The sequence below is a fragment of the Serratia sp. SCBI genome (assembly GCF_000747565.1).
Lineage (GTDB): Bacteria > Pseudomonadota > Gammaproteobacteria > Enterobacterales > Enterobacteriaceae > Serratia > Serratia ureilytica.
In genome coordinates, this window is record NZ_CP003424.1 from 3,549,115 (window position 1) to 3,572,428 (window position 23,314).

The window sequence follows — 23,314 nt, forward strand, 5'->3', positions numbered from 1 at the left end:
ATTCGTTACAGCAATTGTTATTGACTCAAGAACTACTTTTGCAGCAACTGCCCGGCAGCCTCCAGAATGTGCTCGGCGGTCAGGCCGTACTCCTGCTGTAAAAACGCCTGGGTGCCCACCTGGCCGTAACGTTCCTTCACCCCCACGCGCCGCATCGGCGTCGGGCATTCCTCCGCCAATACCTCCGCCACCGCCGACCCCAGCCCGTTATGAATGCTGTGGTTTTCACAGGTGACGATGCGTCCGGTCTTGGCCGCGTAGGTTTTGATCAGTTCACGGTCAATAGGCTTGAGGGTGAACATATCGATCACCGCCGCGCTGACGCCCTGCCGCGCCAGCATCTCCGCCGCCTTCAGCGCCTCCGCCACCATGATGCCGTTGGCGATCAGCGTGATATCGTCGCCGTCGCGCAGCAGGTTGCCCTTGCCGATGGTAAAGCGCGAGCCGTCCTGGTAGATGCGCGTCGCCTGCTTGCGGATGGTGCGCACCCAGTAGAAGCCGCGCAGATCCATCAGCTGGCGCAGAATGTCGGCGAACATGGTGGCGTCGGTCACTTCCAGCACTACCGAGTGCGCCAGCCCGCGCACGATGCCCATATCCTCGAACGACATGTGGGTGCCGCCGTTGTGGCAGGCGCTCACCCCGGCGTCGGAAGCGATCACCTTGACGTTGTTACGCTGATAATCCAGCGACATGAACAGCTGATCGAAACAGCGGCGGCTGGCGAAGGCGGTAAAGGTGTGCACGAACGGCACCCGGCCGGTCAGCGACAGTCCGGCGGCGACGCCGATCACGTTAGCCTCCATGATGCCGCAGTTGATCACGTGCTGCGGGTGATCCTTATGCACGCCGTCCATCGCCATGGAGCTCATCAGATCCGCCTCCAGCGCGATGATCGGTGCGCCCGCTTCAATCTGCCGCCGGACCGCGCCGGCATAGACTTTGCGCATTTCGACGGCGTCGTTTTCCAACTGCGTCACTACGTTAAACATGGGCGGCCTCCAGTTCGGCGATGGCTTTTTCAATCTCCTGCTGCACGTCCGGCGTCAGGCGCAGGTGGTGTGAGTTCGACAGGTTTTCCAAATAGGTCACCCCCTGTCCCTTGATGCTGTCGAGCACGATCGCCAGCGGCCGCTGTTCTCCGCCGCGCGCCGGCCTCACCGCCGCCAGCAGCGCCGCAATGTCGTCGCCCTTGATGGTCTGCACCTCAAAGCCGAAAGCGCGGAACTTGGCGGCCAGATCGAACGGTTGGATCACCTCGTCCAGCGCGCCGTCCAGCTGCTGTTTGTTGTAATCGATAAACAGCGTCAGGTTGTTCAGATTGTGGTGGGCGATAAACTGGAACGCCTCCCAGCACTGCCCTTCGTTCAGTTCACCGTCGCCGAGGATGCTGAACACCCGATTGCGGCGCCCCGCCAGCCGATGGGACAGCGCCATGCCGGCGGCGATCGACACGCCCTGCCCCAGCGAGCCGGTAGTGGCGTCCACGCCGCGCGTGCGCAGCCGGTCCGGATGGCTCGGCAGGCGCGTGCCGTTCTGATTGAGGGTTTGCAACTCCGCCAGCGGGAAGTAGCCCTTGATCGCCAGCGTGCTGTACAGCGCCGGGCCGGCGTGCCCCTTCGACAGCACGAAGTCATCGCGCTCCGGCCAGTCCGGATCCGCCGGATCGATGCGCATCACGCCGCCGTACAATACCGCCAGCGTCTCGACCACCGACATGCAGCCGCCGTAGTGGCCGAACCCCAGCCCGGTCAACGCCTTCAATGTTTCCAGGCGGATGGCGCGCGCCAGGGCGCGCAGCTCTTCAATTTCCGTTTCGCTCGTTGTGTCGTTCATCACTCTGCCCTCATTATTTCTCGACGCGGTCAGCGGCCGGCGCGCCTTTGCGTTTTCCCAGGAAGTTATGCGCCACCAGCAGCGCAAACACGGCGACAATCGCCAGCATGATCATCTCTTTCGACATAAAGCGCGCCATGTTGCCCAGCAGGATGCCGATCGCGCCGAAGTCGGCGTCGGAGAAGGTGGTGTTGGCAAAGCCCAGCGCCCCCAGCACCGGCAGCAGCAGCACCGGCAGGAAGGTGATCAGCAGACCGTTGGCGAAAGCGCCCAGCATCGCGCCGCGCCGCCCGCCGGTGGCGTTGCCGAACACCCCGGCGGTAGCGCCGGTGAAGAAATGCGGCACTACGCCGGGCAGGATCAGCACCATCTTCAGTTGCCCCAGCAGGAACAGCCCGGCCAACCCGCCGAGGAAGCTGAACAGGAAGCCGATCAGCACCGCGTTGGGGGCATAGGGGTAAACCACCGGGCAATCCAGCGCCGGCCGCGCGTTAGGCACCAGTTTTTCCGAGAAGCCGGTGAACGCCGGCACGATCTCCGCCAGAATCAAGCGCACGCCCTGCAGGATAATGAATACCCCGGCGGCGAAGGTGATGGCCTGGATAATCGAATACACCAGGTAGTTCTGGCCGCCGCTGAGCTCGCTTTCCACATAGGCCCGCCCGGCGCAGATCGCCAGGATCAGGTAGATGACGATCATGGTCATCGAGATCGAAATGGAGCTGTCGCGCAGGAAACTGAGGTTTTTCGGCAGGTTCATCTCTTCGGTCGAGCGCGAGTTTTTCCCCACTTTCGAGCCGATCCAACCGGACAGCACATAGCCCAGGGTGCCGAAGTGGCCGAAGGCGATATCGTCGTTGCCGGTGATGCGGCGCATATAGCGCTGGGCGATAGCCGGGAAGAACGCCATCACCAGCCCCAGGGTCAGCGCGCCGGTGAACACCAGCTGTACGCCCTCGAAGCCCGCCACCGTCAGGATGATGCCGATCATGCAGGCCATGTAGAAGGTGTGGTGGCCGGTGAGGAAGATGTATTTCAATCGGGTAAAGCGCGCCACCACGATATTCGCCACCATGCCGAACGCCATGATCAGCGCGGTGGAAGCGCCGTATTTCTCCAGCGCGATGGAGACGATGGCTTCGTTATTCGGAATGATGCCCTGAATATTAAACGCGTGTTCGAACATGCCGCCCAGCGGATTGAGCGACCCGACCAATACCGTGGCGCCGCCGCCCAAAACGATAAAGCCAAGAATGGTTTTTACCGTGCCTTTCACCACGTCGGAAAACGATTTCTTTTGCGCCAGCAAACCGATCAGCGCAATAAGCCCGACCAGTACCGAAGGCACCTTTAATATATCCACCACAAACTTAAGCGTTTCCTGGATAAACATATCCACCTCGCCAATCGTTTTATTCAGATGATTGAGTGGGCTTCGAAGTAAGCGCGCAGCTTGGCTTCCAGCTCATTAATGTCGATGATGTTGCTGATCACCACCAGCTGCTCGGCCGGTACGCTGGCGCTGTCGGCGATGTCTTTCGCCATCACGAATACGTCGGCGGCGCCGGGAGTGGCGGACGACAGATCGGAGTGTTCGACCTCGGCCTCCACCCCCATCTTTTTCAGCACCTTTTTAATGTTCATTTCCACCATAAAGCTGCTGCCGAGACCTGAACCGCAAATCGCCATGATTTTCATGATATCCACCTGTTGAATTTAGCGTGTAGGGTAGCGCCGCCGGGAATATTCCCGACGTTATGGGCATTAATAATGTTCCTGGTGATTAAACGTTAATAGCGGGCGATAATATCCTCAATTTGCCGTTTATCTGTGGCGTGAAATAACGCTTCCATCGCCGTGTTATCGGAAAATAATTCCGCCAACTGCGAAATCATTTCAATATGACTGTTGCCGTCGGGTGCGGAAAGCATCACCACCACCTGAACCGGATCGTTATCCGCAGAATGAAAATTCACGCCCTGGTGGATCTTCAACAGCGACAGCCCCAGCGCGTTGGCGCCCTGCTCCGGCCGCGCGTGCGGCATGGCGATGCCCGGCGCCAGGACGAAGTAGGGGCCAAGCTGCTCCTGCTGATGAAAGATGGCCGTCAGGTAATTCGGCGTAATCACGCCGCGTTGCAGCAGCGGTTGCGCGCTCAGCGTTACCGCCTGGCGCCAGTCCTCCACCCGTTCGCACAGCTGTATATGATCGGCGGTCAGCCATTCTTTCAGCACGTTACCCTCCCAAGCGTTGATGGTTTCGGCCGGTGATTAATTCACCGACGACGGTAAAACTTTAATCAACCCCTCTCGGCTGCACAGTGATTGGCATCACAAAGATAGCGCTACCAAAGCGCTATCATGCAGAACTGTGATAGCGCTATCAAAACGCCATGCCGCGGCGCGGCGTTAACCACAATTTTTTCTCGCTCTTTCGGGTAACGGGGTAGAATGTGCCGCATACTGGGATCGTCGAAGCCGCGCCGTCGGCTTCCCACCATCACAATCTTTATGCGCCGCGCGCGCATTTCAGTCGGGATTAGGCATGTCGATCGGTAAAAAACGCCGCAGCACAGGCAGGGTGACGTTGGCTGACGTAGCGCAGCTGGCGGGCGTCGGCACCATGACGGTGTCGCGCGCGCTGCGCACGCCGGAACAGGTTTCGGACAAACTGCGCGAGAAGATAGACGCGGCGGTAAACGAGCTGGGCTATCTGCCCAACCTGGCCGCCAGCTCGCTGGCCTCGGCCTCGTCCTACACCATCGCCATGGTGGTGCCCAGCCTGTCCGAATCCGGCTGCGCCGAGATGTTCGCCGGCCTGCAGAAAGTGCTGCAGCCCGCCGGCTATCACATCATGCTGGCGGAGTCGCAGCACCACCTGGAACGCGAGGAGAAACTGCTGGAGACGCTGCTCTCTTACAACCTGGCGGCGGCGGTGCTGCTCAGCGTCGAGCATTCGCAAAATGCCCGCAACGCGTTGATCGCCGCCAACATTCCGGTGGTGGAGATCGGCGCCGTACGCGCCGATCCGATCGACATGAGCATCGGCATCGATTACGTGGCGGCCATGTATCAGCTGACGCAAACGGTGATCGCCAGCGGTTACCAGAATGTCGGACTGCTGTGCGCCAATCAGGAGCAGTGGATTTTCCAGCAGCACCTGCAGGGCTGGCACAAGGCGCTGCTGCGCAACCATATGTCGCCGCATCGGGTCATCAACGCCGCGCAGCCCGCCAGCTTCAGCACCGGCGCGCAGCAGCTGCCGGAATTCTTGCTGGCCTGGCCGGAGCTGGACGCGCTGGTGTGCGCGTCGGACGAACTGGCGGGCGGCGTGCTGTATGAATGCCAGCGGCGGCGCATCAAGGTGCCGGATAATCTGGCGGTGGTGGGCTTCGGCAACAGCGAGTTCAGCCGGGTGTGCCAGCCGCCGCTGACCACCATGACCATTCCGCATCGCGACATCGGCATTCAGGCCGGCCAGGCGCTGCTGGCGCGGCTGAACGAGCATCCCTGGCAGCCGCCAGGCTCCCTGCCCGCCACGCTGTGCCGCCGCGACAGCTGCTGAATCCGCCCGTAAAAAAAGCCGGTCGATGACCGGCTTTTCCATGCGCAGGCGGCTCAGTGATTGTCGAGCGGCTTGCCGTAATCCTGTTCATTGTTGCGCGTCAGCCACAGCGACAGCGCCTTCAGCGAATCCGGGGTAAACTCGTCGCAGCGGGCGGTGATCTCTTCCGGCGTCAGCCAGCACACCTCGGCCACTTCTTCTTCCTGCAGCGCGAACGGCCCGTGCGATACGCAGCTGAACAGCGCGCCCCACACCCGGCACTGCTCTTCCTCAAAGTAGAACAGACCGTGCTCGGCGAAAGGCACGCCGGCGATGCCCAGCTCCTCTTCCGCCTCGCGGCGCGCCGAATCCAGCACGTTTTCACCGCTTTGCACTACGCCGCCCGCCGTCGCGTCCAGCCAACCCGGGTAGAAGTCCTTGATCTCGGTGCGACGCTGCACCAGAATTTTTCCCATCCCATCATGCACCACAATATAGGTAGCACGATGACGCAGCCGCTCCGCCCGCATCTGTTGACGACTGGATTGAGCAATCACCTCGTTTTGCTCGTCGACGATATCAACCCACTCGGTATCTGCAGCCTGACCCTGTTCCGCCATCCTCTAAAACCTTCTATTTTGGCGCGATGCAATCCCGCGCGCTGGTTAATCAATGAGTGTTTTTCAAAGATTTTTATTGTGTGTGTATAAATTAGTGCGTTTAGCGTGTTAACGCCACCTCCGCGACGACCTTGCCGTCGTCGAGCGTCAGCACGCGCAAAGTGCCGCTTTCCAACATGCCGTAGCTGGCGGGAAAGCCCCCTTTCGGGATGCTGACCGAGCCCGGATTGAAGCAATAGATCTCACCCTGCCGCTCCGCCTGCGGCAGATGCGTATGGCCATAGGCCAAGACGTCACCGCAGGATAACGGCGGCAGTGCCGAGGGATGATAAAGGTGACCGTGGGTCAAAAACAATCGTCTTTTTTGCAGTAAAACCTGTTGCCAGGGCGCCTCGATGGGAAACGTCAGCAGCATCTGATCGACCTCGCTGTCGCAATTGCCGCGAACGGCGATGATCTTGTCGCTATAGCGATTCAATCGTTCGGCAACCTGAGCGGGCTGATACCCGGCGGGCAACGCGTTGCGCGGGCCGTGATTCAGCAAATCACCCAGAAGAATCAGCCAGTCGGCGCCGTGTTGTGCGAACAATTCCAGCACGCGTTCGGTCGCCGGCAGCGAACCGTGGATATCCGAGGCGAACATCAGCTTCATAACCTTGTCCTATAGAGGGAAATAAGCGCCATTTTACCGCGCCGGCGCCGTGCGGCAAACCGCCGCCCGCCCCGGTGGAGAATTGTGATCCAACTGTGCAGATAGCATCGGACGAATCCCACATAGCCTGCTATCCTTAGCTGCTATTGTTGGATCTCTGATATACCTTTGTGCGCGGCGAAGACCGCAGCAACGTGTAATGAATTACAGATCACCTTACCGCAGGAGGCAACATGATTGACCTGTATTACGCGCCTACTCCCAATGGTCACAAGATCACCTTGTTTTTGGAAGAGGTCGGCTTACCCTACCGTATCCATCGCGTAAACATCAGCGCCGGCGAGCAGTTCAAACCGGACTTTCTGAGCATTTCTCCCAACAACAAAATCCCGGCGATCGTCGATCAGCAACCGGTGGACGGCGGCGCGCCGATCAGCCTGTTCGAATCCGGGGAAATCCTGCTGTATCTGGCGGAGAAGACCGGCAAGCTGCTGAGCAAGGGCCTGCGCGAACGCGCCGCTACCCTGCAGTGGCTGTTCTGGCAAGTGGCCGGATTCGGGCCGATGCTCGGGCAGAATCACCACTTTAACCACTACGCGCCGCAGCCGGTGCCTTACGCCATCGAGCGTTACCATCTGGAGACCAAGCGGCTGTACGGCGTGCTGGAAGCTGAACTGCAAAAACACCCGTACCTGGGCGGCGATAACTACAGCATCGCCGATATCGCCACCTACCCGTGGGTCGTATCGCATCCACGCCAGCGCATCGATCTGGCGGATTACCCGGCGGTGCGCAACTGGTTCGAGCGCATCAGCAATCGCCCGGCGACCGAGCGCGCCTACAAACTGGCCGAACAAGCCTAAGTGCCTCCCCCGACTCCCCGTCGGCCGGGGAGTCACATTGTCCCTGCGTTATCATTTCCCTACTTTCCGTGTATTCTGAACGCTAATAATCAGACCTATGGAGAATCTCTGATGTCTTTCAGTCAACCCGACGCCGTTATTCGCATTAAAAATCTGCGGCTGCGCACGTTCATCGGTATCAAGGAAGAGGAAATAAACAACCGACAGGACGTCCTGATCAACGTGGTGATCCACTACCCGGCGGACAAGGCGCGCAACAGCGAAGATATCGCCGATGCGCTCAACTACCGCACCATCACCAAAGCGATCATCCGCCATGTGGAAGATAACCGTTTCGCGTTGCTGGAAAAATTAACGCAGGATGTGCTCGATATCGTAAAAGAACACGCCTGGGTGACCTATGCTGAAGTGGAGATAGATAAACTTCTGGCCCTGCGCTACGCCGACTCGGTTTCCATGACCATGAGCTACCGCCGGGACTAATTCAGGGAGGTCGACCATGCGGATCCTGATCACCGGCGCAACGGGATTGATAGGCAGCAGCCTGACGGCAAGACTGCTGGCGCTTTCTCACCACATTACGGTGCTGACCCGAGACGAACGGCGAGCCCGAGCCCGGCTGGGCGACCGGCCGAGCTATTGGCGAACGCTGGACGACCGGCAATCGCTGGATGAATTTGACGCGGTGATCAACCTGGCCGGCGAACCTATCGCCGACAAGCGCTGGAGCGCGCAGCAGAAAGAGCGGCTGTGCCGCAGCCGCTGGGATCTGACCGAACGCTTGGCGAAGCTGATCAAGGCCGGCAGCACGCCCCCCGGCGTGTTGATTTCCGGTTCCGCCGTCGGCTACTACGGCGATCAGGGGCAGGCGGTGGTGACCGAAGAGGAGCCGCCGCACGACGAATTCACCCACCAGCTGTGTCAACGCTGGGAAGCGCTGGCGCTGCAGGCGCAAAGCGACGCCACCCGCGTCTGCCTGCTGCGCACCGGCGTGGTGCTGGCGCCACAGGGCGGCGCGCTGGCCAAAATGCTGCCGCCGTTCCGCTTCGGGCTCGGCGGCCCGATCGGCGACGGTCGCCAATACCTGCCGTGGATCCACCTCGAAGACATGGTCAACGGCATTATTTATCTGCTGGATCACGCCACCCTGAGCGGCCCGTTCAACATGGTCGCTCCCTACCCGGTGCACAACGAGCAATTCGCCGCCCAATTGGCCAACGTGCTCGATCGCCCGGCGTTTCTGCGGGTGCCGGCGTTCGTCATGCGGCTGTTGATGGGGGAAGCGGCGGTGCTGGTGCTCGGCGGCCAGCGGGCGGTGCCGAAGCGCCTGGAAGAGGCCGGTTTCCACTTCCGTTATCTGGAGCTGGAACAGGCATTGGATGACGTTGTCAATCAGCGGGCCGAAGCCCGCTGATCTGAGGTTACTTCAACGCGCCGGACAGGAACTGCTGCAGGCGCGGGCTTTTGGGATTGCCGAACAGCTCGGCCGGCGGGCCCTGCTCTTCGATCAACCCTTTGTGCAGGAAGATCACGTGGTTCGAAACGTGGCGCGCAAATTCCATTTCGTGCGTCACCACCACCATGGTTTTTCCCTCCTCCGCCAGCTTCTGCATGATGCGCAGCACCTCGCCCACCAACTCGGGATCCAGCGCCGACGTCGGTTCGTCAAACAGCAGCACTTCCGGCTCCATCGCCAATGCGCGGGCAATGGAGACGCGCTGCTGCTGGCCGCCCGACAGGTGCACCGGGTACTTGCCGCGCGCCCGCTCGTCGATGCCCACTTTATCCAGGTAGCGCACCGCGCGCTCGTGCGCGTCGGCCTTGCTCAGCCCCAGCACCTGCACCGGCGCCTCCATCACGTTCTCCAGCACCGTCATATGGCTCCACAGGTTAAAATGCTGGAACACCATGGTCAGGCGGGTGCGCAGCAGCTGCAGCTGCTTCTTGTCGAATACCTTCAGCTGGCCGTCCTTGTCGCGCACCATGCGAATATCTTCGTTGTTCAGGCTGATCGAGCCTTCGCTCGGCTTCTCGAGGAAGTTGATGCAGCGCAGAAAGGTGCTTTTGCCGGAGCCGGAGGAGCCGATGATGCTGATCACATCCCCGGCGTTGGCCGCCAGCGAGACGCCCTTCAGCACCTCGTGATCGCCATAGCGTTTGTGCAGTTCCGTGACGGCTAATTTATTCTCAGACATGGTTTTTCTTCCCGTCATTTATCAGTGACTAACGTGTGCCATCCAGCGTTTTTCAGCTTTGCGGAACAGGCTGATTAACACGTAGGAGATGATCAGGTACAACACCGCCGCAATGCCGAAAGCGTAAAACGGCTGATAGGTCGCGGCATTGATGTCGCGCGCAATCTTCAGCAGGTCCGGCACGGTGGCGGTAAACGCCAGCGCGGTGGAGTGCAGCATCAGGATCACTTCGTTGCTGTAGGCCGGCAGCGCGGTGCGCAGCGCCGAAGGCAAAATGATGCAGCGATACATCTTGAAGCGCGAGAAACCGTAAGCGTTGGCGGCCTCGATTTCACCGTGCGGCACCGAGCGGATCGCCCCGGCGAAAATCTCGGTGGTATATGCGCAGGTGTTGAGCGTCAGCGCCAGGATGGTGCAGTTGAGCCCGCTGCGGAAAAACGCGTTGAGAAACTCGCTGCCGCGCACGATTTCCAGGCTGTACATGCCGGAGTAGAACACCAGCAACTGCACGTACAGCGGCGTGCCGCGAAACACGTAGGTGTAGAGCCACACCGGGAAACGCACCCAGCGAAGGGAAGAGACGCGCGCCACCGCCATCGGGATCGCCAGCAACCCGCCCATCACCACGGAGGCGATCAGCAGCCACAGCGTGACCGCCACGCCGGTGAAACGGTAGCCGTCGCTCCACAGCAGCGACTGCCAATACTGTTGCAAAATCTCGATCATAGCTCGGCCCTCTTGACGCCCAGTGAGTAACGCCGTTCAAGCCACAACAGCACGCCGTTGGAAACGGTAGTGAAAATCAGGTAAACCACGCCGGCTACGATGGCGAAGAAGAACGGCTGATAGGTGCCTTTCCCCGCCAACTGCGTGGCTTTCACCACGTCGTTCAGGCCAAGGATAGACACCAGCGCCGTCGCCTTCAGGATCACCTGCCAGTTGTTGCCGATGCCCGGCAAGGCGAAGCGCATCATCGCCGGGAACAAAATGCGCCGAAAGATCTGCGCGCCGCTGAAGCCGTAGGCCGTCGCCGCCTCAATCTGCCCTTTCGGCACCGCCAAGTAGGCGCCGCGGAAGGTTTCGGTAAAGTACGCGCCGTAAATAAAGCCGAGGGTAATGATGCCGGCGCCGAGCGGGTCAATATCGATCTGCGAGAAACCGAGCAGCGTGGTGATGTTGTTCAAGGCGATTTGCAGGCCATAAAAAATCAGCAGCATCAGCACCAGATCGGGCACGCCGCGGATCAGCGTGGTGTAAGCGCCGAACAGGCCGGAAATAAGGGGTTGTGGGAGAGTTTGCCGCCGGCGCCGATCAACCCGATCACCACCGCCAACAATACGGAACTGAGGGCCAACTCCAGCGTCACCAGAGCCCCCTCGAAAATCAGTTGGGAATAGCCTTGCAGCATCTACTTCACCCTGTCGTCTAGGATCCGAACCATCGGAGCCGGCGCACCGGCCCCGCAGTCACAGCATGGAACGGTTAGCGGATTAGCCGCCGTAGACGTCGAAGTCGAAGTACTTTTTCGCGTATTTATCGTAGGTGCCGTCTTTGCGCATCTCGGCGAAGGCTTTGTCCAGCGCCGCTTTCAGCTCGGTATCGGTTTTGCGCAGCCCCATGCCGGTGCCGACGCCAAAGAATTTGTCATCCTTCACCGATTCGCCGGCGAACGCATAGTCTTTGCCCGGCGGCTGTTTCAGGAAGCCATCGCTGCCCGCCACTTCATCCTGGAAGGCGGCGTCGATGCGCCCGGAGGCCAGATCGGCGTAGACCAGATCCTGGTTCTGATAAGGCACCACGGTGACGCCCTTCGGCTGCCACATGGCGTTGGCGTAGGCTTCCTGGGTCGTGCCCTGCAGCACGCCCACGCTCTTGCCTTTCAACGCATCCACGGTAGGCAACAGCTTAGACCCCTTCGGCGCGATCAGGCGGGCGTTGGCGGCATACAGCTTGTCGGTAAAGGCGATTTCCTGCTGGCGTTTTTCGGTGATGGACAGCGAAGAGATGATAGCGTCGATCTTTTTCGCCTTGAGGGATGGGATCAGCGCGTCAAAGTCGCTCTCCACGAAGGTGCATTGGGTATTTATGCGTTTGCACAGCTCTTTGGCCAAATCGATATCGAAGCCGACCAGCTCGCCTTTGGCGTTTTTGGATTCAAACGGCGCATAAGTCGGATCGGTGCCAATCTTCAATGTCGATGGGATAGCGGCGAATGCGCTGTTTGCGGCCGCCAAAGCCAAGACTAAAGGAAGAACCTTAACCAGCTTTTTCATAAATTACCCTCAAATTGATTTTTTTTGATGCCACTACGGGCATTACTTTTCCCCACCAAATCAATTTGCAGTAATCGTGCCACATTAGGTGCTACGGGCGGAGGGAACGGCTCCGGCCTTCACAATACTGTTTCCTGGGACGATAACCGCAAAATTAAATCGGCCGCTCGGGGCCGCGCCACTGGCAGCCGCGACAGGACGGCGCCATGAAACAGTGAACGTGATGAAGTGGGATCATTATGGTGCATGCGCCGCCCTAATTCAGTGCGGTGTTGCACAAATGTACCAATTTGGGGATGAAAATGTTAATCAGCACCCTGCCAACGGGTGAACAGATCGGCCGGCAATTCGATATCAAACTGATCGATCACCCGATTGACGGTCTGATCGATGATGTCTTCCACGCTTTTCGGCTGGTGATAAAACGCCGGTACCGGGGGCATGATCACCGCGCCCATTTCCACCGCCTGCGTCATCAGCCGCAGGTGCCCAAGGTGCAACGGCGTTTCACGCACGCACAATACCAGGCGGCGGCGTTCTTTCAGCACCACGTCGGCGGCGCGGGTCAGCAGTCCGTCGCTGTAGCTGTTGACGATGCCGGACAGCGTTTTGACTGAACAAGGCAAAATCGCCATGCCCAGGGTTTTGAAGGAACCGGAAGAGATGGCGGCGGCGATATCGCGCGCATCGTGAACCACATCGGCCAGCGCCTGCACTTCACGCAGACTGTACGGCGTTTCCAGCGCCAGCGTCTGCCTTGCAGCGTTGCTCATCACCAGATGGGTTTCCACCTCTGCGACGTCGCGCAAGACCTGCAACAGGCGCACGCCGTAGATCGCGCCGCTGGCGCCGGAAATGCCGATGATGAGTCGTTTCATGAAGAATGGCCTCTGCCGTAAAAAGTAAAAAATAAGATCAGGCAGACTTTGCCGCAATGGCGAGGGATAAGCAAGTTCACAGGAGCAAGGCGCACCGCCGCAGACGCGACGATGCCCCCTGATGGATCAACACAGGCGGTTAGCCTTCGTTATGCAGTTCCAGATTTTCCGCTTCGGTTTGTCCCCGCAGCGCCTTGGCGTCGTCGTTGCGCAGCGACTCCAGGTATTCCAGATAGCTTTGATCGACGTCTTTGGTCACGTAGATGCCGTTGAATACCGAGCATTCGAACTGGGTGATGTCCGGGTTTTCTTCACGCACCGCTTCGATCAGATCGTCGAGGTCCTGGAAGATCAGCCCATCGGCGCCGATGATTTGGCGGATTTCATCCACTTCGCGCCCGTGGGCGATCAGTTCGTTGGCGCTCGGCATGTCGATGCCGTAGACGTTAGGGAAACGCACTTCCGGCGCGGCGGAAGCCAGGTACACGCGCTTGGCGCCCGCTTCGCGCGCCATCTCGACGATCTGCTCTGAGGTCGTGCCGCGCACGATGGAATCATCCACCAGCAGCACGTTCTTGTCGCGGAACTCGGCGCGGTTGGCGTTCAGCTTGCGGCGCACCGACTGACGACGCGCCTGCTGGCCCGGCATGATGAAGGTGCGGCCGACGTAGCGGTTCTTCACAAAGCCCTGGCGGTAGGGTTTGTCGAGAATGCGCGCGATCTCCAGCGCGATGTCGCAGGAGGTTTCCGGAATCGGGATCACCACGTCGATGTCCAGATCTTCCCATTCGCGGGCAATCTTCTCGCCCAGCTTCTGGCCCATGCGCACGCGGGCGCTGTAGACCGAGATCTTGTCCATAAAGGAGTCCGGGCGCGCGAAATAGACGTATTCGAACAGGCACGGATTGGTTTTCGGATTCTCTGCGCACTGGCGGGTGAACAGCTGGCCTTTGGTGGTGATGTACACCGCTTCGCCCGGCGCCACGTCGCGCAGGAATTCAAAGCCCAGGGTATCCAGCGCCACGCTCTCGGAAGCCACCATATACTCGCTGCGGCCATCTTCCAGCGTGCGTTTGCCGATCACCAGCGGACGAATGCCGTACGGGTCGCGGAACGCCAGCAGGCCGTGGCCGATAATCATCGCCACGCAGGCGTAAGCGCCGCGCAGTTGCTGATGCATGGCGGCGACCGCGGTAAAGATGTTGTCGGCCTCCAGCGGATAATGCGGGAAGCGATCCAGCTCGCTGGCCAGCACGTTCAGCAGGATTTCCGAGTCGGAGGTGGTGTTGACATGGCGGCGGCCGCTTTCGAACAGCTTTTGGCGCAGCTCATGGGCGTTGGTCAGGTTGCCATTGTGGGCCAGCGTAATGCCGAACGGCGAGTTGACGTAGAAAGGCTGGGCCTCAGAGGCGCTCGAGCTGCCGGCCGTCGGGTAACGCACATGGCCAATGCCCATGTTGCCCTGCAAGCGTTGCATATGGCGCGCCTCAAATACATCCTTCACCAGGCCGTTGGCTTTGCGCAAACGGAACCCGTTGTGGGCGTCAATGGTGACGATGCCTGCGGCATCCTGGCCACGGTGCTGAAGCACCGTCAGCGCATCATAAATCGACTGGTTTACCGGCATAAAACCGGCGATACCGACAATACCGCACATGTTGTCTTTTCCTCATCAGCGCTACCGCCCCGGCAATTGGGTCGGCAAGAAACTCGACGTGCTCTGCAGGTAGTCAAAGAACCACCTGATGACGTAACTGAACTGGGGAATCAGCTGCGACTGTTTCCAGTCGGCACTCTGTGAAAAGCCGGTAAAGGTATCCAGGAAGAACAGGATCGCCGCAACGATCAACACGCCGCGCAATGCGCCGAAGCAGATGCCCAGCACCCTGTCGGTGCCCGACAGCCCGGTTTTCTCTACCAGTGAGCTAATCACATAGTTAACAATAGCCCCTACGATCAGGGTCGCGATGAACAAAATCGCGATCGCGATGCCGTTTCGCACCAGTTCATCTTCAAAACGAGTGAAATAGACCGCAAGGTAAGAGTAGAAATGGCTGGCAACAAAAAACGCACATCCCCATGTCACAAGTGACAATGCTTCGCGAACAAACCCTCGGATCAGGCTCACCAGAGCCGAAAATCCAATCACCGCTATAATGACGTAATCAATCCAGACCATGAACTATTCCAATGATGAATCGCCCCTGCATCCAATTCGCGGCGAATTCTAACAGAAAAAGAAAACGTTTGCGTAGGGGATTTCCTACCACGTTACAAATAAAAAGCGGCGATTAAAAAATTCCCAATCGCCGCGCCTACATAGGTGATTTCGCCTGTAAAAGGCGCGGTTTCTCTAGCGATCTCTCCACCACTCCTTAATTCAGGGGCGCATCCTGCTGCGCCCCTGCGGGGTTTAACGACCGTACGGCTTCACCTGCCCGCTCAGCCCGCTGATCGAGTTCAGCGACGGCAATGCCGCCTGCAGCTTCTGCTTGGAAGCATCCGGGCCGACGTAGATGCGGGTGATCTGCCCTTGCACCGGCGTTGACGGCACGGTGAAGGCGCGATAGCCCGAAAGACGCAGCGAAGCGACAATCTCGTTCGCCTTGGCGGCATTTTTCAACGCCCCGAGCTGCACGACATAGGCTTGCCCGGCCGGCGCTTTTTCTTCCGCCGGTTTCGGCTGCGGTGCCGGCTCAGGCTTCGGCGTCGGTTCAGGTTTCGGCTCCGGCTTAGGCGTCGGTTTCACTTCCACCGGCTTCGGCTGCGGCGCCGGTTTCGGTTTCACCTCTACCGGTTTGGTTTCCACCGGTTTCGGCTTAGGCTGCTGCTGTACCGGCTGAGGACGCGTCTCGACCGGCGGCGGCGCCACCTGCGTCGGTTGCTGAGCATTCTGTCGCACCGCCTGTTGCGCCGCCGCTTCGTTGGCCGCCTGCTGCTCGACCAGCGCGCCCGCCCCTTCCGGCGGCTGCGCCGGCAACGGCTGCGTCACCGGCGGCAACACGTCGTTCTCTTCGACGTCGCCCGCCTTCGGCACCAAAGGAATGGCCGCGAATTCATCCTCGTAATGCTTCTTTTTGCCGTCCAGCAACCCTGGCAGGATAATCACCCCCAGCGCCACCAGAATCACGGTTCCGACCAGTCGGTTCTGAAATTTACTCGCCACTCACACTCCCCGCATCTCGTCTGACGCCGCCATCACCTGCGCAACGGTGTGGAACGATCCACAGACGATCACAATATCCTGTTTATCAGCATCCTGCATAGCCTGCCGCCAGGCAGTTTCGACATCATTAAAGCGTCGCGGTTCCGCCAGATGTTGCGCCAGCAGTTCAACGCTGGCGCCGCGCGGGCCGTCGAGCGGTGCGCAGTACCATTCATCCACCTGCTCGCTCAGGCAGGCCAGCGTACCGGCGATGTCCTTGTCCGACAGCATGCCCACCACCGCGCGCACCTTGCCGCCGTCGCGCGGCAGCTTGGCCAGACGCCCGGCGAGATAGCCGGCGGCGTGCGGGTTGTGCGCCACATCGAGGATCAGCATCGGCTCCCGCCGCACGATCTGGAAACGCCCCGGCAGCGTCGCCTGCTGCAGCCCGGTGAAGATCGCGCGCTCGTCGATTTCCAGCGGGGAACAGTTCAGCGCCGCCAGCGCGGTAGCGGCGTTGGCCAGCGGCACGTTCGGCGTCGGCAGATCGGTCAGCAGCGTGTCGCCGCCCTGCCACTGCCAGCGATCGCCCTGCTCGCTGAAGCTCCAGGCTTCACCGCGGCGATACAGCGGCGCGCCCAGCGTTTCGGCGACCTGGCGAATGTTGTCCGGCATGTCGGGTTCGCCCACTACCGCCGGCTTGCCGCTGCGGAAAATGCCGGCCTTTTCACGGCCGATGCTTTCGCGATCGTTGCCCAGCCAGTCGGTGTGATCGAGCGCGATGCTGGTGATCACCGCCACGCTCGGATCGACGATGTTGGTGGCGTCGAGACGTCCGCCCAGGCCGACTTCCAGGATCACCACGTCCAGCCGCGCCTGTTTGAACAGCTGCAGCGCCGACAGGGTGCCGAATTCGAAATAGGTCAGCGACGTTTCGCCGCGGCCGGCTTCAATGGCGGCAAACGAGCGGCTGTGCTCCGCTTCGCTCAGCTCTTCCCCCTGAATGCGCACACGTTCGGTGTAGCGCACCAGATGCGGTGAGCTGTAAACGCCGACGCGCAGGCCGGCGGCCAGCAGAATAGCTTCAAGGGTGCGACAGGTCGTGCCTTTGCCGTTAGTGCCGGCAACGGTGAACACCGTGGGAGCGGGGGTCAGTAAGTCCAGATGCGCCGCGACGCGCTGTACGCGCTCGAGGCCGAGTTCGATCGCCTGGCTGTGCAGACGTTCCAGATAGTAAAGCCACGAGCTCAATGGCGACGTGGCTTGGGGAATTTGGTGGTTTTGCATGAGTCCCATCACTGAACTTGGGTTCATTAATCCATCAGGGCACCACCCTCACCGCGGTAAAGGCGATGCGCTTCGTCACTGCCGCCCACCTGCAAACCGCAACGTCATAGGCCGCGGCCGGCAGGGAACGGGCATCAGCCGTCACTTAGCCACAAAGTGGCGGCTGAACCCGGGCGGGATCCGTCTTTGCCTCAGGCGTCGGCCTGCTGCTCCGGCTCAATGACCGGCGCGGCCTCATCGAAATGCGGCTGCGGCTGGTTGGTCAGCTTGGACAGAATGCTCGCCAGCGTTTGGCGCATTTCCGGGCGGCGAACGATCATATCGATCGCGCCTTTTTCGATCAGGAACTCGCTGCGCTGGAAGCCCGGCGGCAGTTTCTCGCGCACGGTCTGTTCGATCACGCGCGGGCCGGCAAAGCCGATCAGCGCTTTCGGCTCGGCGATGTTGATGTCGCCCAGCATCGCCAGGCTGGCGGAGACGCCGCCCATGGTCGGGTCGGTCAGCACGGAGATGTACGGCAAGCCGCGCTCCTGCATTTTGGCCAACGCCGCGCTGGTTTTCGCCATCTGCATCAGCGACATCAGCGCTTCCTGCATGCGCGCACCGCCGCTGGCGGAGAAGCACACCAGCGGACAGTTGTCCTCCAACGCCTGCTCAACCGCACGCACGAAACGCGCGCCAACCACGGAAGACATCGAACCGCCGATGAAGGCGAATTCAAAGGACGCCGCGACGATCGGCATGCCGTACAGCGTGCCCTTCATCACCACCAGCGCGTCTTTCTCGCCGGTCGCTTTCTGTGCGGCGACCAGACGATCTTTATAGCGCTTGGAATCCTTGAATTTCAGAACGTCCTTCGGCTCCAGATCGCTGCCCAGCTCCACTTCGCTGCCTTCGTCCAGCAGGGTATGCAGACGCGCGCGCGCGCTCATACGCATGTGGTGGTCGCACTTCGGGCACACTTCCAGATTCCGCTCCAGCTCGGCGCGGTAGAGAACCTGGCCGCAGCTGTCGCATTTAGTCCAGACCCCTTCAGGAATGCTCGCCTTACGGGTTTGTGTGATATTGCTCTTGTTAAGAATTCGTTCAATCCAGCTCATCGATGACCTTTCTGTTTGAACCTGGCACACGCCAGTCCGCTGTTCATGCTTTAACAATCCCCCCGAAAACACCCCCAATGAAAAAATGCCCGTTCGCCGCGCGGCAAGCGCGCGACCGAGGCATCGGCTTCAGGGTTGTTCGCAGGAACAGACCATAATGTCGCTCATTAAACCATATCGGCCCGACGCTGTGGACAAAAAACTGGTCGAACCGACAGGTTGAGCGATGTTTTTATTGTTTTTGCTGGCGGGCGGCGGCGCGCTTGTGGCGCCAAATTTCAATCACGCCCGGCAGAATCGAAACGATGATGATCCCGACGATCAGCAGTTTCAGGTTCTCCTGCACCACCGGCAGATCGCCGAACAGGTAGCCAGCATAAGTGAAGAGCAGCACCCAAACCAGTGCGCCAATCACGTTGTAGGCGGCGAAGTGGCGATAGGACATATGCCCCATGCCGGCGACGAACGGCGCAAAAGTACGCACGATCGGCACGAATCGCGCCAGAATAATCGTTTTCCCGCCGTGCTTCTCATAAAACTGATGCGTTTTATCCAGGTAGCTGCGGCGGAAGATTTTCGAATTCGGGTTACTGAACAGCTTCTCGCCGAACAACCGCCCGATAGTGTAGTTCACCGCATCGCCGATGATCGCCGCCACGGCCATCAACGCCACCATGGTGTGCACGTTCAGATCGTTGGTCGGCAAAGCCGCCAGCGCGCCGGCGACGAACAGCAAAGAATCCCCCGGCAGGAACGGCGTCACCACCAAACCGGTCTCGCAAAACAGGATCAGGAACAGAATAGCGTAGACCCACATGCCGTATTGTGCGACCAGTTCGGCCAGGTGCACATCAATATGCAGAATGAAATCAATAATAAACTTGATGATGTCCATAAATTCTCTCATTGATACCGGGCGTTTCAATCACCCGGCAGAAGCACAAGGGAGCGACGCTTTCAGGCGTGCCGGCGTTTAATCGTCGGGTAAAAACAGCGGCCCCATCGGCGGCCGCGGGATGCCAAAGTGGTCGGGATAGTCCACGGAAACCAGATACAGCCCCTCGGCTCGCGCCGTCGCCGCCGCCAGATTGCGATCCTTCAGCGCCAGCAACTCGGCCATCCAGTTCTCATCCTGATTGCCGCAGCCGATCTCCATCAGGCTGCCGACGATGTTGCGAACCATGTGATGCACGAAGGCATTCGCCTTGATATCTACCACAATATATTCGCCGTAGCGCGTAACCTTAACGTGTTTTACGCAGCGCCACGGGGTGCGCGACTGGCATTGCACCGCGCGAAACGAGGTAAAGTCGTTCTCGCCCAGCAATGCCTGCGCCGCCCGATGCATGCGGTCCGCGTCCAGCGGGTGATAAAAATGCGTCACCCCCTGTTGCAACACCGCCGGCCGGTAGCGATGGTTGAAAATAATATAGCGGTAACGGCGCGCGGTGGCGCTGAAACGCGCGTGAAAATCATCGGCGACGGGGCTCACCCAGCGCACCGCGATGTCCGGCGGCAAATGGGTGTTGACGCCCATCGTCCAGGCGGCGTCCTTGCGGCGCGCGGTGGTTTCGAAGTGCACCACCTGCCCGGTGGCGTGCACCCCGGCGTCAGTGCGCCCGGCGCACAGCACGTTGATCGGCGCATCCGCCACCTTGCTCAACGCCTGCTCCAGCCGTTCCTGCACGCTGGCCACTTCTTGCTGCCGCTGCCAGCCGTAGTAACGGCTGCCGTCATATTCGATGCCCAGCGCTACCTTCAGCGTCGGCTGAGCGGGCGAGACCACCTCAGACATCAGTACATCTGCTCCTGCACCAGACGCTCGGCGGTTTCGATCGCCATCAACGCGCCGCCGAAGCGGACGTTGTCCGCCACCGTCCAGAACTGCAACAGCTCGGGGATGCCGTAATCGTTGCGCAGACACCCGATACTGAGCGCATCGCTGCCGGAAGCTTCGGTGACCTGAGTCGGGTAATCATCCTCTTCACTCAGTTGAACGTCTTCGACCTCTTCAAGCTCGCTGCGCGCCTCTTCGGCGGACAGCGGACGCAGCGCTTCCAGATGCACGACCTGGGCGTGGCCATAAAACACCGGCGACTGGATACAGCTCACCGAAATCGGCAACCCTTCGTCCTGCAGCACCTTGCGTACCTGATCGACGATCAGGCGCTCTTCGCGCACGCTGCCCTGCTCGTCGGCGACAAGCGGCAGCATATTAAACGCCAGCTGTTTAGTGAAAACGCCTTCTTCGGCCGGGATGCCGTTCAACAGGCGCGCGCTCTGGCCGGCCAGATCGTCCACCGCCGCCTTGCCGCGCGAGGATACCGACATCAGCGTCGTGACGTGCAGGCGCGACAGCCCCGCCTGTTCGGTCAGCGGTTTGATCGCCGTCAGCAGTTGGCTGACCATGCTGTCGGCCACCGCGACGATGTTGCGGTTGCGGTAATCCGCCAGCACCTGCGGGTTAACGCCAGGCACCACCAGCGGCACATCCGGTTCCATGGCGAACAGGCCGCTGGTGTCGATCACCAGACAGCCCATGTTGCCGGCCTCTTCGGCATAGCGCGCGGAAGCGTCGCTGCCGGCGACGAAGAAGGCCAGCTGCGCCTGCGACCAATCGAACTCTTCGGCGTTTTGCACCAGAAGAGACTTGCCGTTGAAGCGCACATTGGCGCCCGCGCTGCGTTCGCTTGCCAGAGGATAGAGCTCACCCACCGGGAACTGGCGTTCCTGCAACAATTCCAGCAACGCTTCACCTACCGCGCCAGTGGCGCCGAGCAGCGCGATATTCCAGCCGTCAGACATTGGGTTTTCTCCAGAGTATTTCATTCATAAAAGCAGACGGGCAGTGCAGCCACCGCCCGATAATCTTTGCCGCTCACTGTAGCGGCGTTGGCTTAAGACAACCTTACGCGCTACGCGATGCTGAAGCCCAACTTGCCGAGCAGCTCGGCGCTGGCGCTGTCATCGCATTGCACGGCCAGCGAAGACCACTCGCGGCGTTCCTGGTAGTGCTTGCGCAGGCGATCGAACTCGCCCGGTTGCCCGGCGACTTTGCGCAGCGGCGCATCATCGCGGCGCACATCATACACCAAGTGCATCAATCGTTTTAACCGCGCTTCATCCAGCGGGCCGTTGAGACGGATCTGGCTGAACTCCGGCACCGGCAGCAGCGAGGCCAGCGCCACCTGTTGCGGCTGCCCCAGATGGCGGCTGAACGCTTCGAACACCTGGGTGGTGCCGCGCGCCTTGCCTTCCAGCGTATACCCGGCGATGTGCGCGGTGCCGATATCCACCCGCGCCAACAGCGGCAAGGCGAGATCCGGCTCCGGTTCCCACACGTCCAGCACCGTGCTCAGCTTTTTGCCTTTTTCCAGCGCCTGCAGCAACGCGGCGTTATCCACCACCGGCCCACGACAGGCGTTGATCAGAATGCGATTGTCCGGCAACGCCGCCAGCAGCTCGGCGTCCGCCAGATGCAATGAATGATACGGGCCGGATTTATTCAGCGGCGTATGGAAGGTCAGCACGTCGGCCTCGGCCACCAATTTCTCCAGTGGCCAGAATTCCCCGGCGTCGCCGCGATCGGCGCGCGGTGGATCGCACAGTAGCGTGCGCACGCCCAGCGCTTTGAGGCGCGCGTCCAGACGCGAACCGACGTTGCCCACGCCGACGATGCCGACGGTTTTATCCCGCAATTGGAAGCCATCGCGCTCGGCCAGCAGCATCAATGCGGAGAACACATACTCGACCACCGCGATGGCGTTGCAGCCCGGCGCGGCGGAAAACCCGATGCCCTGCCGTTGCAGCCAGGCGTCATCGACGTGATCGGTGCCGGCGGTAGCGGTGCCGACAAAGCCGATGCGGCTGCCGGCCAACAAGGCTTCATTGACCTTGGTGACCGAACGCACCATCAGCGCGTCGGCATCCGCCAGCGCCTCAAGCGGGATCGGACGCCCCGGCACCGCCCGCACGTCGCCCAGGCGGCTGAACAGCTCGGCCGCATACGGCATATTTTCATCAACCAGAATTTTCACTGCGTTCTCCGACGGTTTACGGCTATTTGTCTGCGAAATAGTGTGCCACTGAATCAGGCACGGCGAAAGCGCTCAGGGGTGGTGCCGGCGATCTGCTGGAACATGACGATAAAGGCCGACGCGGAGCTGTAACCGACCTCCAGCGCCACGTCCTGCACGGTTTTGCCCTGTTCGAGCAGCGACACGGCGTGCAGGAACCGCAGGCGCTGGCGCCATTCGCTGAACGGCATGCCCAAATCCTGCTGGCAGCGGCGAGACAGCGTGCGCTCGGTGGTGTATACCCGCTTCGCCCACGTCGCCAGCGAAGTGTTGTCCGCCGGGCAATGTTCCAGCGCTTCCAGCACCGGCGCCAAAAACTTGTCGTCCGACGACGGCAGATAGGTTTGCTGGCGCGGCGACAGATGCAGTTGGTCGATCAGCACCTGGCAGAGGCGCAAATCCGCCTCCGCCTGCGGAATGTACTGTTTACGCGCATAGAAATCCTCGGCGATGGCGCGAAAGATCGGCGTCACATTGACCAGGCAAGGATCGGCCGGCATGCCGGCGCACAGCGCCGGCGCGATGTCCACCATGCGGCACTGCGCCAGCCGCTGGTTGTAACAGGAGTGTTCGATGCCCGCCGGCGTCCACAGCACGTACTCCGGCGGCGCCAGAAAGCGCTGCCCGCCGATGCGCAGCACCATCACCCCGGCTTTGACCCACATCAATTGGCCCCAGGTATGGCTGTGCGGCTGGAATTCGGTGCGGACGTTGAACTCCTCGCAACGAAACTGCACCGGGTTTGGCGCCGGGATCAGCGACTCGGGGAAATGGCGGATTTCTGGCATGGTTTCGTCTCGTGATTTGTCTTATTTACGCCGATTTTTGTCTGAATATCGTTATATA

General features: G+C 60.4%; 25 protein-coding genes and 1 pseudogene. 4 read left to right on the forward strand and 22 right to left on the reverse strand.

Features of this window, described 5'->3' with window-relative positions:
- Positions 1-32 precede the first annotated feature (32 nt).
- The 5 genes from SERRSCBI_RS16615 to SERRSCBI_RS16635 form a co-directional block, all read right to left on the reverse strand.
- Positions 33-992, reverse strand: coding sequence for a transketolase family protein (locus SERRSCBI_RS16615; protein WP_042785104.1), 960 nt, complete (start codon positions 990-992; stop codon positions 33-35).
- On the reverse strand, positions 985-1,836 hold the full coding sequence (locus SERRSCBI_RS16620) for a transketolase (RefSeq protein WP_033643868.1): 852 nt from the start codon (positions 1,834-1,836) through the stop codon (positions 985-987). Before SERRSCBI_RS16620 ends, SERRSCBI_RS16615 begins: the two co-directional genes overlap by 8 nt.
- A 13-nt stretch (positions 1,837-1,849) precedes the next feature.
- Positions 1,850-3,229, reverse strand: a complete 1,380-nt coding sequence (locus tag SERRSCBI_RS16625; RefSeq protein WP_004936074.1) for a PTS ascorbate transporter subunit IIC — start codon at positions 3,227-3,229, stop codon at positions 1,850-1,852.
- Between the two features lie 23 nt (positions 3,230-3,252).
- Entirely contained in the window at positions 3,253-3,534 is a 282-nt protein-coding gene (locus SERRSCBI_RS16630; protein ID WP_025303676.1) for a PTS sugar transporter subunit IIB, read from the reverse strand.
- A gap of 92 nt (positions 3,535-3,626) precedes the next feature.
- Positions 3,627-4,070 carry a PTS sugar transporter subunit IIA gene (locus SERRSCBI_RS16635; protein WP_033643869.1) on the reverse strand — a complete coding sequence of 148 codons (444 nt, stop codon included), beginning with the start codon at positions 4,068-4,070 and terminating at the stop codon, positions 3,627-3,629.
- Positions 4,071-4,380: 310 nt separating this feature from the next.
- On the opposite strand from SERRSCBI_RS16635, the gene SERRSCBI_RS16640 reads away from it, so the two are divergent.
- Positions 4,381-5,400, forward strand: a complete 1,020-nt coding sequence (locus tag SERRSCBI_RS16640; protein WP_042785105.1) for a LacI family DNA-binding transcriptional regulator — start codon at positions 4,381-4,383, stop codon at positions 5,398-5,400.
- Between the two features lie 53 nt (positions 5,401-5,453).
- Here SERRSCBI_RS16640 and yfcD read toward each other — a convergent pair whose 3' ends face one another.
- Positions 5,454-5,999: an NUDIX hydrolase YfcD gene (gene yfcD, locus SERRSCBI_RS16645; RefSeq protein ID WP_004936086.1), complete on the reverse strand. Its 546-nt coding sequence runs from the start codon at positions 5,997-5,999 to the stop codon at positions 5,454-5,456.
- 100 nt (positions 6,000-6,099) lie between these two features.
- Positions 6,100-6,651, reverse strand: a complete 552-nt coding sequence (gene yfcE / locus SERRSCBI_RS16650; RefSeq protein ID WP_033643871.1) for a phosphodiesterase — start codon at positions 6,649-6,651, stop codon at positions 6,100-6,102.
- Positions 6,652-6,884: 233 nt separating this feature from the next.
- Here yfcE and yfcG point away from each other — a divergent pair, with 233 nt between their 5' ends.
- The 3 genes from yfcG to SERRSCBI_RS16665 all read left to right on the forward strand — a co-directional run bounded on the left by yfcG (position 6,885) and on the right by SERRSCBI_RS16665 (position 8,928).
- The gene (gene yfcG / locus SERRSCBI_RS16655) at positions 6,885-7,514 is read left to right on the forward strand and encodes a GSH-dependent disulfide bond oxidoreductase (RefSeq protein ID WP_016926886.1); all 630 of its coding nucleotides are present in this window, start codon (positions 6,885-6,887) and stop codon (positions 7,512-7,514) included.
- 111 nt (positions 7,515-7,625) lie between these two features.
- The gene (gene folX, locus SERRSCBI_RS16660) at positions 7,626-7,997 is read left to right on the forward strand and encodes a dihydroneopterin triphosphate 2'-epimerase (RefSeq protein ID WP_025303682.1); all 372 of its coding nucleotides are present in this window, start codon (positions 7,626-7,628) and stop codon (positions 7,995-7,997) included.
- A 16-nt stretch (positions 7,998-8,013) separates the two neighbouring features.
- A complete protein-coding gene (locus tag SERRSCBI_RS16665; protein WP_033643873.1) occupies positions 8,014-8,928 on the forward strand; it encodes a TIGR01777 family oxidoreductase in 915 nt (304 codons plus the stop codon).
- A gap of 7 nt (positions 8,929-8,935) precedes the next feature.
- On the opposite strand, the gene hisP is transcribed toward SERRSCBI_RS16665, so the two are convergent.
- From hisP to SERRSCBI_RS16740, 15 genes and pseudogenes are all read right to left on the reverse strand, one after another.
- Positions 8,936-9,709, reverse strand: coding sequence for a histidine ABC transporter ATP-binding protein HisP (hisP, locus tag SERRSCBI_RS16670; RefSeq protein ID WP_004936098.1), 774 nt, complete (start codon positions 9,707-9,709; stop codon positions 8,936-8,938).
- A 21-nt stretch (positions 9,710-9,730) separates the two neighbouring features.
- Positions 9,731-10,435, reverse strand: a complete 705-nt coding sequence (locus SERRSCBI_RS16675) for an ABC transporter permease (protein ID WP_033643875.1) — start codon at positions 10,433-10,435, stop codon at positions 9,731-9,733.
- Positions 10,432-11,117 (reverse strand): annotated as a pseudogene (locus SERRSCBI_RS16680) (histidine ABC transporter permease HisQ). The gene SERRSCBI_RS16675 and the pseudogene SERRSCBI_RS16680 overlap by 4 nt, the downstream one beginning before the upstream one ends.
- An 82-nt stretch (positions 11,118-11,199) precedes the next feature.
- Complete coding sequence (gene hisJ / locus SERRSCBI_RS16685; RefSeq protein ID WP_033643876.1) at positions 11,200-11,982, reverse strand: histidine ABC transporter substrate-binding protein HisJ; 783 nt, start codon at positions 11,980-11,982, stop codon at positions 11,200-11,202.
- A gap of 305 nt (positions 11,983-12,287) precedes the next feature.
- Positions 12,288-12,860 (reverse strand): UbiX family flavin prenyltransferase, encoded by a 573-nt coding sequence (locus SERRSCBI_RS16690; RefSeq protein WP_033643877.1) that lies wholly within the window; start codon positions 12,858-12,860, stop codon positions 12,288-12,290.
- A gap of 139 nt (positions 12,861-12,999) precedes the next feature.
- A complete protein-coding gene (gene purF / locus SERRSCBI_RS16695) occupies positions 13,000-14,517 on the reverse strand; it encodes an amidophosphoribosyltransferase (protein WP_033632500.1) in 1,518 nt (505 codons plus the stop codon).
- A 21-nt stretch (positions 14,518-14,538) separates the two neighbouring features.
- Complete coding sequence (cvpA, locus tag SERRSCBI_RS16700; RefSeq protein WP_004936119.1) at positions 14,539-15,039, reverse strand: colicin V production protein; 501 nt, start codon at positions 15,037-15,039, stop codon at positions 14,539-14,541.
- 234 nt (positions 15,040-15,273) lie between these two features.
- Complete coding sequence (gene dedD / locus SERRSCBI_RS16705) at positions 15,274-16,026, reverse strand: cell division protein DedD (protein ID WP_033643878.1); 753 nt, start codon at positions 16,024-16,026, stop codon at positions 15,274-15,276.
- Complete coding sequence (gene folC, locus SERRSCBI_RS16710) at positions 16,027-17,292, reverse strand: bifunctional tetrahydrofolate synthase/dihydrofolate synthase (RefSeq protein WP_042785107.1); 1,266 nt, start codon at positions 17,290-17,292, stop codon at positions 16,027-16,029.
- A gap of 191 nt (positions 17,293-17,483) precedes the next feature.
- The gene (gene accD / locus SERRSCBI_RS16715) at positions 17,484-18,392 is read right to left on the reverse strand and encodes an acetyl-CoA carboxylase, carboxyltransferase subunit beta (RefSeq protein WP_033643880.1); all 909 of its coding nucleotides are present in this window, start codon (positions 18,390-18,392) and stop codon (positions 17,484-17,486) included.
- Positions 18,393-18,624: 232 nt separating this feature from the next.
- Entirely contained in the window at positions 18,625-19,287 is a 663-nt protein-coding gene (locus tag SERRSCBI_RS16720; RefSeq protein ID WP_004936130.1) for a DedA family protein, read from the reverse strand.
- A 78-nt stretch (positions 19,288-19,365) separates the two neighbouring features.
- Positions 19,366-20,187: a tRNA pseudouridine(38-40) synthase TruA gene (gene truA / locus SERRSCBI_RS16725; protein ID WP_033651950.1), complete on the reverse strand. Its 822-nt coding sequence runs from the start codon at positions 20,185-20,187 to the stop codon at positions 19,366-19,368.
- Entirely contained in the window at positions 20,187-21,197 is a 1,011-nt protein-coding gene (locus tag SERRSCBI_RS16730) for an aspartate-semialdehyde dehydrogenase (RefSeq protein WP_033643883.1), read from the reverse strand. The genes truA and SERRSCBI_RS16730 overlap by 1 nt, the downstream gene beginning before the upstream one ends.
- 110 nt (positions 21,198-21,307) lie before the next feature.
- Positions 21,308-22,429 carry a 4-phosphoerythronate dehydrogenase PdxB gene (gene pdxB, locus SERRSCBI_RS16735; RefSeq protein ID WP_033651952.1) on the reverse strand — a complete coding sequence of 374 codons (1,122 nt, stop codon included), beginning with the start codon at positions 22,427-22,429 and terminating at the stop codon, positions 21,308-21,310.
- Positions 22,430-22,482: 53 nt separating this feature from the next.
- Complete coding sequence (locus SERRSCBI_RS16740) at positions 22,483-23,256, reverse strand: helix-turn-helix domain-containing protein (RefSeq protein WP_033643885.1); 774 nt, start codon at positions 23,254-23,256, stop codon at positions 22,483-22,485.
- Positions 23,257-23,314: the final 58 nt, after the last annotated feature.

What these genes read in the sequence shown, in the direction of transcription:
- yfcE (WP_033643871.1), bottom strand. Translation starts at nt 6,651, where the DNA reads ATGAAGCTGATGTTCGCCTCGGATATCCACGGTTCGCTGCCGGCGACC.
- SERRSCBI_RS16625 (WP_004936074.1), bottom strand. Translation starts at nt 3,229, where the DNA reads ATGTTTATCCAGGAAACGCTTAAGTTTGTGGTGGATATATTAAAGGTG.
- accD (WP_033643880.1), bottom strand. Translation starts at nt 18,392, where the DNA reads ATGAGCTGGATTGAACGAATTCTTAACAAGAGCAATATCACACAAACC.
- SERRSCBI_RS16665 (WP_033643873.1), top strand. Translation starts at nt 8,014, where the DNA reads ATGCGGATCCTGATCACCGGCGCAACGGGATTGATAGGCAGCAGCCTG.
- SERRSCBI_RS16740 (WP_033643885.1), bottom strand. Translation starts at nt 23,256, where the DNA reads ATGCCAGAAATCCGCCATTTCCCCGAGTCGCTGATCCCGGCGCCAAAC.
- hisP (WP_004936098.1), bottom strand. Translation starts at nt 9,709, where the DNA reads ATGTCTGAGAATAAATTAGCCGTCACGGAACTGCACAAACGCTATGGC.
- SERRSCBI_RS16640 (WP_042785105.1), top strand. Translation starts at nt 4,381, where the DNA reads ATGTCGATCGGTAAAAAACGCCGCAGCACAGGCAGGGTGACGTTGGCT.
- SERRSCBI_RS16675 (WP_033643875.1), bottom strand. Translation starts at nt 10,435, where the DNA reads ATGATCGAGATTTTGCAACAGTATTGGCAGTCGCTGCTGTGGAGCGAC.
- SERRSCBI_RS16615 (WP_042785104.1), bottom strand. Translation starts at nt 992, where the DNA reads ATGTTTAACGTAGTGACGCAGTTGGAAAACGACGCCGTCGAAATGCGC.
- hisJ (WP_033643876.1), bottom strand. Translation starts at nt 11,982, where the DNA reads ATGAAAAAGCTGGTTAAGGTTCTTCCTTTAGTCTTGGCTTTGGCGGCC.
- SERRSCBI_RS16690 (WP_033643877.1), bottom strand. Translation starts at nt 12,860, where the DNA reads ATGAAACGACTCATCATCGGCATTTCCGGCGCCAGCGGCGCGATCTAC.
- purF (WP_033632500.1), bottom strand. Translation starts at nt 14,517, where the DNA reads ATGTGCGGTATTGTCGGTATCGCCGGTTTTATGCCGGTAAACCAGTCG.
- yfcD (WP_004936086.1), bottom strand. Translation starts at nt 5,999, where the DNA reads ATGGCGGAACAGGGTCAGGCTGCAGATACCGAGTGGGTTGATATCGTC.
- SERRSCBI_RS16730 (WP_033643883.1), bottom strand. Translation starts at nt 21,197, where the DNA reads ATGTCTGACGGCTGGAATATCGCGCTGCTCGGCGCCACTGGCGCGGTA.
- folX (WP_025303682.1), top strand. Translation starts at nt 7,626, where the DNA reads ATGTCTTTCAGTCAACCCGACGCCGTTATTCGCATTAAAAATCTGCGG.
- truA (WP_033651950.1), bottom strand. Translation starts at nt 20,187, where the DNA reads ATGTCTGAGGTGGTCTCGCCCGCTCAGCCGACGCTGAAGGTAGCGCTG.
- SERRSCBI_RS16630 (WP_025303676.1), bottom strand. Translation starts at nt 3,534, where the DNA reads ATGAAAATCATGGCGATTTGCGGTTCAGGTCTCGGCAGCAGCTTTATG.
- SERRSCBI_RS16620 (WP_033643868.1), bottom strand. Translation starts at nt 1,836, where the DNA reads ATGAACGACACAACGAGCGAAACGGAAATTGAAGAGCTGCGCGCCCTG.
- folC (WP_042785107.1), bottom strand. Translation starts at nt 17,292, where the DNA reads ATGCAAAACCACCAAATTCCCCAAGCCACGTCGCCATTGAGCTCGTGG.
- SERRSCBI_RS16720 (WP_004936130.1), bottom strand. Translation starts at nt 19,287, where the DNA reads ATGGACATCATCAAGTTTATTATTGATTTCATTCTGCATATTGATGTG.
- cvpA (WP_004936119.1), bottom strand. Translation starts at nt 15,039, where the DNA reads ATGGTCTGGATTGATTACGTCATTATAGCGGTGATTGGATTTTCGGCT.
- yfcG (WP_016926886.1), top strand. Translation starts at nt 6,885, where the DNA reads ATGATTGACCTGTATTACGCGCCTACTCCCAATGGTCACAAGATCACC.